The organism is Rhodococcus sp. NPDC059234, from assembly GCF_042754225.1.
Classification (GTDB): Bacteria; Actinomycetota; Actinomycetes; order Mycobacteriales; family Mycobacteriaceae; genus Rhodococcus_G.
Genome location: NZ_JBHZAH010000042.1, coordinates 20,268 through 36,457, shown reverse-complemented (window position 1 = coordinate 36,457; position 16,190 = coordinate 20,268). Strand labels below are relative to the sequence as shown.

Annotated in this window: 15 protein-coding genes; 7 read left to right on the top strand and 8 right to left on the bottom strand. The window is 71.1% G+C overall.

Annotated features, from left to right (window positions below; genetic code table 11):
* Positions 1-46: 46 nt before the first annotated feature.
* The 7 genes from rdgB to clpS form a co-directional block, all read right to left on the bottom strand.
* On the bottom strand, positions 47-667 hold the full coding sequence (rdgB, locus tag ACFXGJ_RS11585; RefSeq protein WP_378619300.1) for an RdgB/HAM1 family non-canonical purine NTP pyrophosphatase: 621 nt from the start codon (positions 665-667) through the stop codon (positions 47-49).
* Complete coding sequence (gene rph / locus ACFXGJ_RS11580) at positions 660-1,448, bottom strand: ribonuclease PH (protein ID WP_378619298.1); 789 nt, start codon at positions 1,446-1,448, stop codon at positions 660-662. Before rph ends, rdgB begins: the two co-directional genes overlap by 8 nt.
* Positions 1,449-1,469: 21 nt before the next feature.
* Positions 1,470-2,228, bottom strand: coding sequence for a cyclic nucleotide-degrading phosphodiesterase (locus ACFXGJ_RS11575; protein WP_378619294.1), 759 nt, complete (start codon positions 2,226-2,228; stop codon positions 1,470-1,472).
* 108 nt (positions 2,229-2,336) lie between these two features.
* Positions 2,337-2,894 (bottom strand): rhomboid family intramembrane serine protease, encoded by a 558-nt coding sequence (locus ACFXGJ_RS11570; protein WP_378619310.1) that lies wholly within the window; start codon positions 2,892-2,894, stop codon positions 2,337-2,339.
* A 215-nt stretch (positions 2,895-3,109) separates the two neighbouring features.
* Positions 3,110-4,189, bottom strand: a complete 1,080-nt coding sequence (locus tag ACFXGJ_RS11565) for a P1 family peptidase (RefSeq protein WP_378619291.1) — start codon at positions 4,187-4,189, stop codon at positions 3,110-3,112.
* On the bottom strand, positions 4,186-4,761 hold the full coding sequence (locus ACFXGJ_RS11560; protein ID WP_378619289.1) for a DUF2017 domain-containing protein: 576 nt from the start codon (positions 4,759-4,761) through the stop codon (positions 4,186-4,188). Before ACFXGJ_RS11560 ends, ACFXGJ_RS11565 begins: the two co-directional genes overlap by 4 nt.
* A gap of 58 nt (positions 4,762-4,819) precedes the next feature.
* Complete coding sequence (gene clpS / locus ACFXGJ_RS11555) at positions 4,820-5,167, bottom strand: ATP-dependent Clp protease adapter ClpS (RefSeq protein WP_378619286.1); 348 nt, start codon at positions 5,165-5,167, stop codon at positions 4,820-4,822.
* 102 nt (positions 5,168-5,269) lie between these two features.
* Between clpS and ACFXGJ_RS11550 the strand changes: the two genes are divergently transcribed.
* The 3 genes from ACFXGJ_RS11550 to ACFXGJ_RS11540 are packed head-to-tail and all read left to right on the top strand — an operon-like array spanning position 5,270 to position 9,274.
* The gene (locus ACFXGJ_RS11550) at positions 5,270-6,613 is read left to right on the top strand and encodes a nicotinate phosphoribosyltransferase (RefSeq protein ID WP_378619283.1); all 1,344 of its coding nucleotides are present in this window, start codon (positions 5,270-5,272) and stop codon (positions 6,611-6,613) included.
* A gap of 15 nt (positions 6,614-6,628) precedes the next feature.
* Positions 6,629-7,234 (top strand): isochorismatase family protein, encoded by a 606-nt coding sequence (locus tag ACFXGJ_RS11545; RefSeq protein WP_378619279.1) that lies wholly within the window; start codon positions 6,629-6,631, stop codon positions 7,232-7,234.
* 9 nt (positions 7,235-7,243) lie between these two features.
* Positions 7,244-9,274 (top strand): ATP-dependent DNA helicase, encoded by a 2,031-nt coding sequence (locus tag ACFXGJ_RS11540; protein WP_378619277.1) that lies wholly within the window; start codon positions 7,244-7,246, stop codon positions 9,272-9,274.
* Here the strand turns inward: ACFXGJ_RS11540 and ACFXGJ_RS11535 are convergent.
* Entirely contained in the window at positions 9,271-9,825 is a 555-nt protein-coding gene (locus tag ACFXGJ_RS11535) for a GNAT family N-acetyltransferase (protein WP_378619274.1), read from the bottom strand. The genes ACFXGJ_RS11540 and ACFXGJ_RS11535 overlap by 4 nt on opposite strands.
* Before the next feature lie 140 nt (positions 9,826-9,965).
* Here ACFXGJ_RS11535 and ACFXGJ_RS11530 point away from each other — a divergent pair, with 140 nt between their 5' ends.
* From ACFXGJ_RS11530 to ACFXGJ_RS11515, 4 genes are all read left to right on the top strand, one after another.
* Entirely contained in the window at positions 9,966-11,444 is a 1,479-nt protein-coding gene (locus ACFXGJ_RS11530; protein WP_378619307.1) for a class I adenylate-forming enzyme family protein, read from the top strand.
* 101 nt (positions 11,445-11,545) lie between these two features.
* Positions 11,546-13,375, top strand: coding sequence for a DUF3556 domain-containing protein (locus tag ACFXGJ_RS11525; protein WP_378619271.1), 1,830 nt, complete (start codon positions 11,546-11,548; stop codon positions 13,373-13,375).
* Positions 13,372-14,805 carry a phytoene desaturase family protein gene (locus ACFXGJ_RS11520; RefSeq protein WP_378619269.1) on the top strand — a complete coding sequence of 478 codons (1,434 nt, stop codon included), beginning with the start codon at positions 13,372-13,374 and terminating at the stop codon, positions 14,803-14,805. The genes ACFXGJ_RS11525 and ACFXGJ_RS11520 overlap by 4 nt, the downstream gene beginning before the upstream one ends.
* The gene (locus ACFXGJ_RS11515) at positions 14,802-16,130 is read left to right on the top strand and encodes a PucR family transcriptional regulator (RefSeq protein ID WP_378619267.1); all 1,329 of its coding nucleotides are present in this window, start codon (positions 14,802-14,804) and stop codon (positions 16,128-16,130) included. The genes ACFXGJ_RS11520 and ACFXGJ_RS11515 overlap by 4 nt, the downstream gene beginning before the upstream one ends.
* Positions 16,131-16,190: the final 60 nt, after the last annotated feature.

Genomic DNA, 16,190 nt, shown 5'->3' with positions numbered 1-16,190 from the left:
AGCTGAACCGATGTGACATTGGGGAGGTCGTGTTTAGGGGTGCGGGTTAGGCGCGGGCGGCCAGCGCCGCGAGGTCCGGCACCAGCTGCGCCAGTGCGCGGCCGCGGTGCGAGGCCGCATCCTTCTCCTCCGGACTGAGCTCGGCGGCGGCTCGACGCTCCCCCGCCGGCACGAACACCGGGTCGTAGCCGAAGCCGCCGTCGCCGTGCGGCTCCCGCGCGATCGCGCCGGGCCACGACCCGCGGACGACGCGTTCGGCGCCGCCCGGGACCACGAGTGCGCAGGCCGACACGAACGCCGCTCCGCGACGCTCGTCCGGCACGTCCGACAGCTGTGCGAGCACCAGCGCCGTGTTCGCGTCGTCGTCGCCGTGCCCGCCCGACCACCGCGCGGACAGCACGCCCGGCATGCCGTTCAACGCGTCCACCTCCAGCCCGGAATCGTCGGCGACGCATGGCAGTCCGGTCGCGGCAGCACCATCCCGGGCCTTCGCCAGCGCGTTGTCCTCGAAGGTCGCGCCGGTCTCGGGCGCCTCCGGGAACTCCGGCACCTCGTTCAGGCCGACGAGGTCGATGCCGCTCACCCCGGCCGCCTCGAGCACCCGCCGAAGCTCCTCCAGCTTCTTCGCGTTTCGGCTGGCGACGAGCAGGCGGACAGGCTCAGGCACCGAACTTCTTCTTCGCCGCGTCGGACTCCTTCGGCTCCGGCAGCTCGCCCGGGTAGGGCAGCGCCAACGCCTGCTTCTGCACCTCGAACAGCTGCTCGCAGCCGGCGAGCGCGGAGTCGAGCAGCTTGTCCAGCGTGGTGCGCGGGAAGGTCGCGCCCTCGCCGGTGCCCTGCACCTCGACCAACGTGCCGGTGTCGGTCGCGACGACATTCATGTCGACCTCCGCCCGCGAGTCCTCCTCGTAGGGCAGGTCCAGCCGCACCCGGCCGTCGACGACGCCCACGCTGACCGCGGCGATCGCGCAGGACAGCGGCTGCGGGTCGGCGAGCCGGCCGGCCGCGCGCAGGTAGGTGACGGCGTCCGCGAGCGCGACGTAGGCACCGGTGATCGCCGCGGTGCGGGTTCCACCGTCGGCCTGGAGAACGTCGCAGTCGATGGCGATGGTGTTCTCACCGATCGCGGCGAGGTCGATGCACGCGCGCAGGGACCGGCCGACGAGACGGCTGATCTCCTGGGTGCGTCCGCCGACCTTGCCCTTGACCGACTCGCGGCCGCTGCGGGTGTGGGTGGCGGCGGGGAGCATCGCGTACTCGGCGGTCAGCCAGCCGAGGCCGGAACCCTTCCGCCAGCGCGGCACGCCCTCCTCGACGCTCGCCGTGCACATCACCCTGGTGTTGCCGAATTCGACCAGCACCGATCCCGCCGGATGGCTGGTGAAACCTCGGGTGATTCGTACCTCGCGGAGTTCGTCGTCCGCCCTGCCGTCCAGTCGTCTACTCACGGGCGCAAGCCTAGAGGACGATCAGATGTCGAAGACGTCCCCGGCGCTGACCGCGTGCACGGGGCCGGAGAACTCGGCCTTGGCCTCGGCGATGACGTCCTCGCGAGAGGTCCACGGCGGGATGTGGGTCAGCAGCAGCTCGTCGACCCCGGCGAGCGCCGCGACGCGACCGGCCTCGGTCCCGGACAGGTGGATGCCCTGCGGACGGCTCGGGTGATGGGTCCACGACGCCTCGGACAGCAGCACATTCGCGCCGCGCGCGAGCTCGACGACCTCGTCGCACATCCCGGTGTCGCCGGTGTAGACGATCGAGCGGCCGTCGGGGTCGGTGAAGCGCAGTCCGTACGCCTCCGGCGGATGGAACACCCGGCGGGCCTGCACGCGCAGCGCGCCGTACTCGACGGTGGCGCCGTCGGTCAGGGTGTGCAGGTCGATGGTGTCGGTGATGTCGTCGGTTTCGCCCGCGCACTCCGCGGACGCTGCACCGATCCGGCAGGCGGTGTCCGTGGGCCCGTAGATCAGCGCCCTCCCCGAGGGCGGATTCGGGTGGTACCGGCGCCACACGAGCAGGCCCGGCAGGTCGAGGCAGTGGTCCGCGTGCAGATGCGTCAGGAAGATCGACACCTCGCCCGGGTCCGCGTAGCGCTGCAGCGCACCGAGCACCCCTGGACCGAAGTCGACGACCGCGGGCGGGGTGTCCGGCGCGGTCAGGAGGTAGCCCGACGCGGGCGAGTCGGGACCCCCGACACTGCCCGAACAACCCAGGACGGTGATGCGCATGATGCCATGCTGCCACGCGGCCCCGCTCCCGAATAACGTTCGGGCCGATTCGAGACGAACACGGCACCTGCGAGGGGCTGCGCCCGCCGTCACATCGGGTCGCGCGACCTACGGTGTGAGGGCCTTCGCCGCCCGCTCCTTGCGCACGTCGGAGGCGAGAATCCAGGCCGCGAGGACGCCGCCGAGGGCACCGAAGAGGTGGCCCTGCCACGACATGCCGGGCACCCCGGGCAGGACTCCCCACAGCAGGCCGCCGTAGACGAACAGCACGACCACACCGAGCATCAGTTGTCCGAAGTGCCGCGTGAACAACCCGCGCGCGATCAGGTACGTGAGCCAGCCGAAGACCAGCACCGACGCACCGAGGTGGTTGCTGTTGGCGCCACCGAACAGCCAGGTGCCGAGGCCGCCGACCACCCAGATGATGCCGGTGGCGGCAAGGCCGCGCCCGATACCCGACAGCAGCACCAGGAACCCGAGGACGAGCAGCGGAATGGTGTTGGCGACGAGGTGTCCCCAGCCGTAGTGCAGCACCGGCGCGAACACGATGCCCCACAGCCCGTCCACGGTCCGCGGCTCGATTCCGCCGTTGTCGAGCCCGCCGCGGAAGAGCATGTCGACGAATTCGAGGACGTAGAGCGCGAACACGAACACGCCGATGACCATGGCCGCCTGCTGCCAGAGCGGTCGCTCGCCGAGCGGCCTTGTCGCCGGCGACGACGACTTCCCGGGCACCGGAAGTCCGGCCGGGTTCACGTTGAACGCGTCGCTCGAACCACTGGGCAATGTCACGGCGACGGAACCTCTTTCGTCACGCCCGTGCGCGGCCGGCCGGGCTGGATTCGCTACCTCGAGCGTACCGCCGCGACACGACCGACGGACTACGACGAGACGTCGAAGGCCGACGGGAACAGGTCCCGGTAGGTCGGGATGCCCGCGACGGGGGTCGCAGACAACACGGCATCGACAATCGCGCGCGCGACGACGTCCGCGGCGGCCGCGCAGACGGCGTCGAGGACCGGCAGATCGGCCGGGAACGCCGCGGGCACCTCGAAGGGAGCGGTCTCGGCGGTTCCGGTGGCGAGCGCGAACAGGGTGTCCCCGTCCAGCGGCGAGTGCGCCGGGCGGATCGCCCGGGCGAGGCCGTCGTGCCCGGCGACCGCGACGCGGCGGCATCCCGCCTTGCTCAGCGCTGCGTCCGTCGCGACGACCCCGATGGTGGTGTTGAGGACGGTGCCCTTCTGCCCCCGTTCGACCGCCGCGTCCACCTCGGCGCGGGCGGGCGGGCGCAGCCCCCAACTCGCGGCGTCGGCGTATCCGACACCCCAGGGCAGTCCGGTGTGCGGGTCGAACACCGAGCCGACCGGGTTCGCGACCACCAGCGCCGCGACCGTGACACCCTCGGCGGGGCCGGCGCCGAGCACGAGGCTGGCCGTGCCGACTCCGCCCTTGAGGATGCCCGCGCGAGCTCCCGCGCCCGCCCCGACCGAGCCTCGGGCGAAGTCCGCCGCGGCGGCGTCGACCGCGAGGTAGCCGTGGTCGGCGGTGGGCCGGACCGACCAGTCGCCGACGGGCAAATCGAAGATGACGGCTCCCGGCACGATCGGGACGACGTGCCCCTGCGCGTCCATCGGGATGCCGCGGCCCAGCTCCTCGAGCCGACGCATCACCCCGTCGCCGGCGGCGAGGCCGTACGCACTGCCGCCGGTGAGCAGCACCGCGTCCACCTGCTGCACGCTGTGGCTCGGATCGAGCAGGTCCGTCTCCCGGGTTCCCGGTCCGCCGCCGCGCACGTCGACCCCCGCGGTGGTTCCGGCGGGCGCGAGCACCACCGTGCACCCGGTGGCCCGGCCCGAACCGAGGGTCGCGTCCTCGTCGAGTTCGTGGTGGTGCCCGACGATCAGCCCGTCCACGTCGGCGAGCGAGTTCCGCGAACCCGTCCCGGCACCGAGCCCCGTCACGGCAGCAGGACCTGTACCAGTGAGTCCTGCATCCAGGTGAGCCAGTGGTAGACGTCGAGGTGCGGGGCGCGCGGGTCGTCGGGGTCGAGCTCGTCCGGGGTGTCCGCGTCGATCCCGATCGTGGTGCCCAGTGCGAGGCGCACGTCGTTGAGCCCGGACAGCCAGGCGTCGGCCTGCTCGGGGGTGAGCACCACCTTGCCGCCCTCGGCGGGGACGGTCCGCAGGATCACCGACCCGGCCGCCAGTTTCGCGTCGATGATGTCCGGCTCGTGCAGGCTGCGCAGCGCCCCGCTGGCGTCCGCGTTCCGGGCGTCCCCATCCACATTCGCGTCGTCCGGCCGGAAGAAGTCCGGCAGCAGCCGGGCCAGCGCCGCATCCGTCGGCGCGGTGGAATTCCCGGTGCGCAGGCCGGTCAGTTCGGCGAGGTCGTCCTGCGGCGCTGACTCGGACCGGTCCTCGAGCAGTGAGAGCACCGAGGTCACCAGCGACCGCAGCACCGACGCCTCACGCGCGTCCATCTCGGAGCGAATCTTGACGCCGCTCAACGAGTTCTTCCGACTCCATGTGCGCACCGTGGATACCTACAGGTCCTCTCGAGGTGGTGATGAGACCGTCGCGGGAGGTCCCGCGTCAGCTGTCCCGCTGCATCGTGGCCCAGAGACCGGCCATGTGCAGCCGCTGCACGTCGTGCTCCATCTTGTCGCGCGAACCGGACGAGACCACCGCCTTGCCCTCCTTGTGCACCTGCATCATCAGGTCCGTCGCCTTGGCTTTGCTGTAGCCGAACAGCTTCTGGAAGATGTAGGTCACGTAGTGCATGAGGTTGACGGGGTCGTCCCACACGACCGTCACCCAGGGGCGATCCTGCGCTTCGTCGGCATCGGTGATCTCCTGCTCCGCAGGCAGCACCTGCGGCGCCGGGGCCGGCATGCTCGCCGTCGGGGCCACCATCGGGAATTCGGTTGGGCATGGGGCCATGCCCCCAGCCTACGACGTGACCCGGACAGATTGAACCACCGCGGGCAAAACGCCGGATCCGAGCAACGCCCCCGGCGCGATCGCTACTCGTAGGGTGAGCGCGTGACGAACACTCCGGCGTCGAGCTCCGCATCCGACTGGTCTGTCCCCGCGACCAGCACCGCGCTGCTCACCGACCAGTACGAACTCACCATGATCTCGGCCGCGCTCGCAGACGGCTCCGCGCACCGTCGGTGCACCTTCGAGGCGTTCGCCCGGCGGCTGCCCGACGGCCGCCGATACGGGGTGGTCGGGGGCACCGCGCGCGTGCTCGACGCCCTCGAGCGGTTCCGGTTCGGCGATCCGGAACTGGCGGTGGTATCGAGGTTCCTCGACGAGCGCACCGTGCAGTGGCTGCGCGAATACCGGTTCGCGGGCGACATCGACGGCTACCGCGAGGGTGAGCTGTACTTCCCGGGTTCGCCGATCCTGTCCGTGCGCGGGACGTTCGCCGAGTGTGTGCTGCTCGAGACCGTGATCCTGTCGATCCTCAACCACGACAGCGCGATCGCCTCCGCCGCGGCGCGGATGGTCAGCGCCGCCGCGGGCCGCAAGCTGATCGAGATGGGATCGCGACGCGCCCACGAGGAGTCCGCGGTGGCCTGCTCGCGCGCGGCCTACCTGGCCGGCTTCGACGCCACCTCCAACCTCGAGGCGGTGCGCCGCTACGGCGTGCCGGGGGCCGGCACCAGCGCACACTCGTACACCCTGCTGCACACCGCCGCGGGTGGGCCCGACGAGGCCGCGGCGTTCCGCGGCCAGATCGAGGCGCTGGGCGTCGGCACCACCCTGCTCGTCGACACCTACGACATCACCGAGGGCGTCAAGCGCGCGATCGAGATCGCGGGCCCGGAGCTCGGTGGGGTCCGGATCGACTCCGGCGACCTCGGCGTGTGGGCGCGTCAGGTACGCGAGCAGCTCGACGGTCTCGGCGCGACCAAGACCAAGATCGTGGTCTCCGGCGACCTCGACGAGTACGCGATCGCGGCGCTGCGCGCCGAACCGGTGGACACTTACGGTGTGGGCACTTCCGTGGTGACCGGCTCGGGTGCGCCCACGGCGGGCATGGTCTACAAGCTGGTCGAGGTCGACGGCATTCCGGTGGAGAAGCGCAGCACCAACAAGGTCTCGCGGGGCGGGACGAAATGCGCGATGCGCGTGGCCCGTGCGACCGGCACCATCGTCGAGGAGGTCGTCTACCCCGCCGACGCCGCCGTACCCGAGGTCGGTGGCCTGACCGCCCGGCCGCTGATGGTCCCGATGGTCCGGGGCGGGGTCCGGGAGCCGGGCCAGCCGACCCTGGCCGAGAGCCGGGACCTGCTCGCCGACGGACTGGTGAGCCTGCCCTGGGAGGGCCTGAAACTCTCGCGCGGCGAGGCCGCCGTGCCCACCCGATTCGTCAGCTAGGACCAGGAAATTCCCATGAGCACCAGCGGAAAGTCCCCCGCCACGGGCAGGCGCGCGCTGATCGTCGTCGACGTGCAGAACGACTTCTGCGAGGGCGGCTCCCTCGCCGTCACCGGCGGCGCCGCGGTCGCGGGGGCCGTGTCGGCGTACCTGGCCGACACCGATCGACCGCGGTACGACGCGGTCGTCGCGACCGTCGACCACCACATCGACCCGGGCGCCCACTTCTCCGACCACCCCGACTACGTCGACACCTGGCCACCGCACTGCCGGGCCGGCACCGCCGGTGCCGAGTTCCACCCGGCACTGGACCGCGGCCCGCTGCAGGAGGTGTTCGCCAAGGGCGCGTACTCGGCCGCGTACTCGGGGTTCGAGGGCAGCACCACCGCGGGCGACTCGCTCGCCGGGTGGCTTCGCGAGCGCGGCATCGACGCCGTCGACGTGGTCGGGATCGCGACCGACCACTGCGTGCTGGCCACCGCGCTGGACGCCCGCCGGGAGGGATTCGACACCACCGTGCTGCTTCCGTACACGGCGGCGGTCTCCCCCGGCACGCTCGACGAACCGCTCGACCGGATGCGTGCGGCCGGGGTGCGGCTGGTCGGGACCGTCGCAACGTAGCCTGGGTCGGTGCCCGAACTCCCCGCCGTCCCCGACCTGCTCTCCGAGGCGGTGCGCTCGCTCGGCGGCGCCGAACGTCGCAACCAGCTGACCATGGCGTCCGCCGTGGCCCACGCCATCGACACGGGTGAGCACCTCGCCGTGCAGGCCGGTACCGGCACCGGCAAGTCCCTCGCCTACCTGGTCCCCAGCGTTCGGCACGCCGTCGAGTCCGGCCGCACCGTGGTCATCTCCACGGCGACCATCGCGCTGCAGCGTCAGCTCGTCGACCGGGACCTGCCGCGACTGGCCGGGGCGTTGGAGAAGTCGCTCGGCCGCGAGCCGCGGTTCGCGATCCTCAAGGGCCGCAACAACTACCTCTGCCTGAACAAGATCCACACAGGGGCCGCGGAGGAGCCGGAGAACGCGGAACTGTTCGACGCGTTCGCGATCTCCCGGCTGGGCCGCGAGGTGCAGCGGCTGACCAAGTGGTCCTCGGACACCGAGACCGGAGACCGGGACGAGCTGGTCCCCGGCGTCAGCGACCAGTCCTGGCGCCAGGTCAGCGTCACCGCCCGCGAGTGCCTCGGCAAGTCCCGCTGCCCGGTCGGCGAGGACTGCTTCGCCGAGCGCGCCCGGTCGGAGGCGTCGAAGGTGGACGTCGTGGTCACCAACCACGCGCTGCTCGCCATCGACGCGATCACCGGCATCGCGGTTCTCCCCGAGCACGACGTGGTGGTCGTCGACGAGGCACACGAACTGGTGGACCGGGTCACCGGCGTCGCCACCGCCGAGCTGTCGCCGTCGATCATCAGCGCGGCGGCGCGGCGCTGCGTGAAGCTGGTCGAGGAGCAGGACGCCGACCGGATGGAGGCCTCCGCGGAGGGGTGGGCGGCGGTGCTCGAGGAGTCCCGCGTCGGCCGCTGGGAGGACCTGCCCGACGGCGCGGGCCCGGCGCTGGCCGCGGTGCGCGACTCCGCCTGGGCGGTGCGCACGGCCATCGGGCCGGTGCGTCCGGGCATGAACGCGACCGACCCGGAGGCCGCGGCGGCCCGCAACGCCGCGCTCGCCGCGGTCGACGAGGTGCACGACAGCGCGGTGCGGGTACTCACCGCCTTCGACGAGCCCGACCATTCCAAGCGTCGCGACGTGGTGTGGCTCGCGGACGAGGAACGCCGCGGCAGGCTGATCCGGATGGCGCCGCTCTCGGTCGGCGGGCTGCTGCGCCAGCGGCTGTTCGCCGAGTCGACCGTGGTGCTGACCTCCGCGACCCTGACGGTGGGCGGCTCCTTCGACGGTCTCGCCGTCAACTGGGGGCTGCCGCCGGAGTCCGCGGTCCGCAGCGACCCGGCGATGGCGACGGGCACCGAGACTCCCTCCGACGGCTCCGACATCCGGTGGAACTCCCTCGACGTTGGCTCGCCGTTCGACCATGCCAAGGCCGGAATTCTGTACGTCGCAAAGCATCTGCCCGCGCCGGGCCGCGACGGTCTGGCTCCGAGCTACCTCGACGAGATCGCCGAACTGGTGACGGCGGCGGGCGGGCGCACGCTGGGCCTGTTCTCCTCGATGCGGGCGGCGAAGGCCGCGGCCGAGATCATGCGCGATCGCCTCGACACGCCGGTGCTCTGCCAGGGCGAGGATGCCACCGGCCAGCTGGTGCGCAAGTTCGCCGAGGACGAGGCCACCTCCCTGTTCGGCACCCTGTCGCTGTGGCAGGGCGTGGACGTGCCCGGACCGTCGCTGAGCCTGGTGATCCTCGATCGCATCCCGTTCCCCCGCCCCGACGACCCGCTGCTGGTCGCGCGGCAGCGCGCCGTGGAGTCCCGCGGCGGCAACGGTTTCCTGTCGGTGGCCGCGAACCACGCAGCACTGCTGCTGGCCCAGGGCGTCGGCCGGCTGCTGCGCAGCGTCGACGACAGGGGCGTTGTCGCGGTGCTGGACTCACGCCTGGCGACCGCCCGGTACGGCGGGTACCTGCGCGCGTCGCTGCCGCCGTTCTGGGAGACCTCGGATCCGGAGGTCGTGCGCAAGGCCCTGACCCGGCTGGCGACGGGCTAGCCGGTCCGCGTCGCGAAGGCTGCCGGGTCGAAGGCGAAGACCACGTACTCGCGCGCGCCGACAGTGAACCGGGCGACCTCACCCATACCGTAATGGCGATGCACCGCCAGCGATTTGGCGTTCGCCACCTCGATGAACGCGGCGCCCAGGTCGTAGCATTCGGCCAGGTCCCGGCTCAGCCCCGTCAACAACGCGGTCATCACGCCACGACCCTGGAAGCGCGGGTCGACCGCGACCGGACCGTAGAGGAACAGCCGCGTCCCGGCGGGCACGGCCGCGGCCACCGCATCGACGGTTTCCCTTGGCGGACCGGACGCGAACATCCCCGGAGCCGAGGTCATCGCGAAGCCGGCGAGCGACCCGGCCTCCTCGGCGACGAACACCCCGGGGGCCTCCTGCAGCCGAGCCAACGTCGCATCGTCCATCGAGCCCTGCACGAAACCCTGTTTCGACCTCTCCTCGGGCGAGAGGTCCTCGCCCCTCGAGGCCTGCATCAGCGCGAGAATCGCGCGTCGGTCGGAGGCGACGGACCTACGCACCGTGATCGTCATGTGGCGATCCTCGCAGCCGCCACGCTCTTTGTCCTCAACCGACAACACCCGCCCCGAACTCGAGCCTCCCGGACCGTTTTCCAGGCAGTTTCCTGTCGATAGTGTCGTAGATCACATCGACCGGAAAGGTGACCGAAATCGTGTCGGACATCGGCTACTTCGCCTGGAACCTCGCCCCGCTCCACTCGGACGCACCCTGCGTGCGCGACGACCACCTGGACCTGACCTACCGCGACTTCGCCGGCCGCGTCGACGCCGCCGCCCGGCAACTCGAGTCCGCAGGCGTTCGCCGCGGGGACGTCGTCGCGATCATGCTGCCCAATCGCGTCGAACTGCTCGTGACGCTGATGGCGACGTGGCGAATCGGGGCCACCGCGACCCCGGTGAACCCGACGTTCACACCTGCCGAGGCGCGGTATCAGATCGACGACGCCGCAGCGGTTCTCGTCGTCGGCGATGGGGCGCACACGCCATCGTGCGGCCGGCGCCTCCTCGCCGTCGACGACCTGTCGCACACCCCCGACCCCGCCTGGCGGCCGAGTGCCGGCCCCCGCGGCCAGGACGTCGCACTCCTCGTCTACACGTCGGGCTCGACGGGACGCCCCAAGGGCGTCATGCTCACGCACGACAATCTCGAGTTCATGAGTTCGTCCATGGCACGGCTTCTTTCGCTGACCGCCGACGACCACTGCCTGCTCGTCCTGCCGCTCTTCCACGTCAACGCGATCTGCGTCAGCTTCCTCGCCCCGATGCTGGCAGGCGCGCAACTGAGCGTCACGGGGCGGTTCTCCCCCGACCGCTTCCTCGACGACCTCGCCCGGCTGCGGCCGACGTACTTCTCGGCGGTGCCGACCATCTACGCGCTGCTCGTCGCGCAGCCCGAGGACACGGCGACCGACACCTCCTCCCTGCGCTTCGCGGTCTGTGGCGCCGCACCGATCTCACGCGAACTCCTCGATCGCGCCGAGCAGCGGTTCGGCATGACGATCGTGGAGGGCTACGGACTCACCGAGGGCACGTGCGCCTCGGCCTGCAATCCGCTCGACGGGATCCGCAAGCCCGGCACAGTCGGACCCGCGCTGCCGGGCCAGACGATCGCGATCGTGGACGAGGCGGGCACCGAGCTGCCGCCGGGTTCGACCGGTGAGATCGTGATCCGCGGCGCGAACGTCATGCACGGATATCTGGGACGCCCCGAGGAGACCGCACGCACCGTCGTCGACGGTGCGCTCCACACGGGCGACGTCGGCCGCCTCGACGAGGACGGCTACCTGACGCTCGTCGACCGCATCAAGGACATGATCATCCGCGGCGGCGAGAACATCTATCCCAAGGAGATCGAGAACGCCCTCGCCGGTCACGAGGCCGTGCTGGAAGCGGCGGTGATCGGGGCCCCACACGAGGTCTACGGGGAGGTACCCGTCGCCTACGTCGTCGCCTACCCCGACGCCCACGTCACCGACGACCAGCTCGCCGACCACCTGCGCGACCGGCTCACCAAAGTCAAGCTGCCGGTTGCCATTCACATCGTCGATGCGCTGCCGCGCAACCCCGTCGGCAAGATCGACAAACCCGGGCTCCGCAGCCGGCACCGGCCGCAGCCCGCTCCCGCCGGCTGACCACCGCAGCCGCCGAAACCCACACCGTCACGCAACTCGGGCAGCACCCGAGGCGATGACGCGTACCCGAGACACCCGAGCCACACCCCAAGGAGCATCCGATGGGCTTCACAACCGGGAACCTCCCCGACGTCGACCCCGCCACCTTCCTCGACCGACCCTTCCGCGATCGCCTGCGCGCCGTCTCGACGCACTGGGTGGACCACGGCTTCGGATCACCGAAGATGGTGCACTCCATCTACATTCTCAAGCTGCTCTTCCTCTACGTCGCCGCGGGTGTGTCGATCGCCACCGTCACCTCCGGGCACAACGTCCTCGACGTGGCCTCCTGGTGGAACGAGCCGATCGTCTACCAGAAGCTCGTCCTGTGGACCGTGTTGCTCGAGGCTCTCGGGCTCGGCGGATCCTGGGGACCGCTGGCCGGCCACTTCGAGCCGATGACCGGCGGATTCCGGTACTGGCTGCGTCCCGGCACGATCAGGCTCGCGCCGTGGCCGGGGAAGGTCCCGCTGACCCGGGGCGACACCCGCACCGTCGCCGATGTCGCCCTGTACGCCGCCCTGCTGGTCAACATCGTTGTCGCGCTGGCTCTTCCGGGGGTACACACCGCGTCCATCGACGCCGCGATCGCGGACAACGCCGGGCTGGTCCGGCCCGCCCTGCTGTTCCCGATCGTCGGGCTGCTGGTGGTTCTCGGCCTGCGCGACAAGGTCGTCTTCATCGCCGCCCGCGGCGAGCAGTACCTGCCCGCCCTGGTGTTCTTCGCGGCGCTCCCGTTCGTCGACATGATCATCGCGCTCAAGCTGCTCATCGTCTCGGTGTGGGTCGGCGCCGGGATCTCCAAGCTGGGCCACCACTTCTCGATGGTGGTGCCGCCGATGCTCAGCAACACGCCGTGGATGCCGTCGAAGACGATCAAGCGCGCCCACTACCGCAACTTCCCCGACGACCTGAGGCCGTCGGTCGTCGCCGGCGGGGTCGCTCACGTGCTCGGTACCGTCGTCGAGGTGGCCACCCCGCTGGTGCTGCTCTTCTCCACCAACCGCACCGTCACCCTGCTGGCCGTCGCATTGATGGTGGCCTTCCACCTGTTCATCCTGTCCACGTTCCCGCTGGCGGTCCCGCTCGAGTGGAACCTGCTGTTCGCCTACGCATCGGTGTTCCTGTTCCTCGGCTTCCCCGCGTGGAACGGCTACGGCGTGGCCGACATGTCGTCGCCGTGGCTGACCGGGGGCATCGTCGCCGCACTGGTGTTCTTCCCCATCCTGGGCAATCTGCGGCCCGACCTCGTCTCGTTCCTGCCGTCCATGCGTCAGTACGCGGGAAACTGGGCGTCGGCCACCTGGGCGTTCGCGCCCGGCGCCGAGGACAAACTCGACGAGTTCATCCCGCGGCCCGCGAAGAACCCCCGTACCCAGCTGCTCGCCACCTACACCCCGGAGGAGGCCGACGTCGTCCTGCACCAGATGCTGGGCTGGCGGTCCATGCACAGCCAGGGCAGGGCACTGTTCTCGCTGATGATGAACCACCTCGGCGACGACCTGGACACCTACTCGCTGCGCGAGGCCGAGTTCAACTGCAATTCGCTGGTGGCGTTCAACTTCGGGGACGGACACCTGCACAACGAGCACCTGATCGCCGCGATCCAGCGGCGCTGCAACTTCGCGCCGGGCGAGTTCCTCGTCGCCTGGGTCGAATCGCAGCCGATCCACAAGAACTTCCAGGAGTACAAGGTGATCGACGCGGCACTCGGGGTGATCGAACGCGGCACCTACAAGGTCGACGACGCGATCAACGAGCAGCCGTGGCTGCCGAACGGGCCCATTCCGTTCGACGTGCGGTGGAGACTGGAAGCGGAGCCGACGGATCGGACACTGCGGGAACCGAAGGAGCGGGACATGCGTGACGTCGAGCAGGGTGTGCGCCCGTGACCACAGCCGTCGTCGTCGGCAGCGGGCCGAACGGGCTCGCTGCCGCGGTCCACCTCGCCCGGCACGGGGTCGACGTCCAGGTACTGGAGGCCGCGGACACCATCGGCGGCGGAACGCGGTCCGGCGAACTCACGGTGCCCGGACTGCTCCACGACGAGTGCTCGGCCTTCCACCCGATGGGCGCCGGCTCGCCGTACCTGCAGACTCTCGGGCTCGAGCGGTACGGGCTCTCCTGGCGGTGGCCGGAGATCGACTGCGCGCATCCCCTCGACAGTGGGGACGCGGGTCTGCTGTACCGGTCCGTCGTGACCACCGCGGACGGCCTCGGCGCGGACGGGCCCCGGTGGCAGCGCATGTTCGGTGGCCTCGCCGTGGGCTTCGACGACCTGGCAGCCGACCTGATGCGCCCGATCGCGAACGTGCCGCGCCACCCGCTCAGGCTCGCGAGTTTCGGCCCGCGCGCCCTGCTGCCGGCGACCGCGACCGCCAAGTGGTGGCGCACCGACAAGGCACGGGCGCTGTTCGGCGGTGTCGCGGCGCACGCGTACTACCGGCTCGACCGTCCGGCGACCTCGGCGGTCGGACTGATGATCGTCGCGGCGGGTCACCGCTACGGGTGGCCGGTGGCCGAGGGCGGGTCGCAGTCGATCGCGGCCGCACTCGCGGCGATGCTCACCGACCGGGGCGGGAAGATCACCACCGGGGTCCGCGTACGCAGCGCCGCCGACATCCCGCCCGCCGATGTCGTGCTGCTCGATCTCGCGCCCGCTGCCGCACTGGAGATCCTCGGCGACCGGGTGCCCGCCCGGGTGGCCCGGGCGTACCGCCGCTTCCGGCACGGCGCGGGTGCGTTCAAAGTGGACTTCGCGGTCGAAGGCGGCGTCCCGTGGACCGACCCCGCCTGCGGTCGCGCCGGCACCGTGCACCTGGGTGGCGGCTTCGCCGAGGTCGCCCGGGCCGAACGCGACGTCACGGCGGGCCGGATGCCGCAGCGACCGTTCGTCCTGCTCGGCCAGCAGTACCTGGCCGACCCCACCCGCTCGAAGGGAAACCTGCACCCGGTGTACGCGTACGCCCATGTGCCGCACGGCTACACGGGTGACGCGACGGAGGCGATCGTCGCGCAGGTCGAACGGTTCGCACCCGGCTTCCGGGACCGGATCGTCGCCGCGGTGAGCAGCGGTCCGGCCCGGCTCGCGGAGTCCAACCCGAACTACGTGGGCGGCGACATAATCGGCGGCGCCAACACCGAGACCCAGGTGGTGCTGCGACCGCGGGTCGCGCTCGACCCGTACCGTACCGGCGTGCCGGGTGTGTTCCTGTGCTCGGCCTCGACGCCGCCCGGCGCCGGCGCGCACGCGATGTGCGGATACAACGCGGCCGAGTCCGCCCTGCGTCACCTGCGCCGCGGCGGGAACGAGGTGCTGTGAGCCGACCCGGACACCACGACCGCGGCATCGACGCGCGGCGGCAACTGGCCAGGGTTCCCGCGACGGCCGAGTCCGACGTGCTCGACATCGTCGCGGGGATCGCGCGCGGACTCGACCGCAGGCAGGGCGAGATCACCCGCACGATCAGTGCCCTGCTCGCCCACGAGATCGACGAACTCGACGAGGACCCCCAACTCGTCGAACTGCTCGAGGCGAGCGTGCAGGGAAACGTCTCGACGATGATTCACGTTCTCGCCAACGACATCCCGGTCGACCACCTGCAGCCCACCACCGCCGCCGTCGAGTACGCGCTGCGACTCGCGCAGCGCGACGTGTCCTCGAACTCGCTGGTACGGGCGTACCACATGGGCCAGGACGCCATGATGCGCATCTGCTTCGACGAGGTGAGCGCGCTCGACCTGCCCACCCGACAGAGTCTGGCTGTGCTCAAACATCTTTCGGACATCGTGTACAGCTACATCGACTGGATCACGCTGTACGTCTTCGACGCATACGAGCAGGAGCGCAGCCGGTGGATCGGCGCGCAGGCCAACGTGCACTCCACCACCATCCACACGGTCCTGGCCGGCGGCGCCGTCGACGTCGCGGCCTTCGAGTCCGAGACCGGGTACCGGCTCGAGCAGCACCACGTGGGCGTCGTCGTCTGGTTCACCGGAGCCGACGACGGCACCGGGCTGACCCTGCTGGACCGCTGCGTGCGGGAAATCTCGCGCCGCCTCGCCACCGACGGGGCACCGATCGTGACCGCGGTCGACCGCCGGACCCTCTGGGCGTGGCTGCCCGTCGGACGACGTCAGTCGGCGGTCGACACCGCCGGGCTCGCCGACGGCCTGCCGGCGAATCCCGGAACGCGAGTCGCACTCGGTCTGCCCGCCGCCGGGGTGGCGGGATTCCGCCGATCGCACGAACAGGCCGTCGCCGCCTACGCCGTCGCCAGCGTGCCGAACTCGACGGCCCGACAGGTGGTGAGCTTCGGCGACCGCGGCGTCGCGGTGGTGTCCCTGCTCGCCGAGAACCTGGACTCGACCCGCGCGTGGGTGTGGGAGGTGCTCGGTCCGCTGGCCGCCGACACCGAGCAGGCGGCAACCCTGCGGGCGACTGTCAGCACGTACTTCGCAACCGGCGAAAGCCATCTGCACACCGCGCAGCAGATGAACCTGCACCGCAACACCGTCAAGTACCGCATCAACAAGGCACTCGGCGGTTCCGCGCCGGGCGGGCCCGGCGCACGCAGCAAGCTCGACGTGGCACTGGCGCTGCAGGTGTGCGAGTACCTGGGGGCGATCGTGCTGCGGCCGGCCTGACCCCCAGGCGCCTACCCGACCGGCGCCGGCGCGCACGGCATGTGCGGACACAACGCGGCC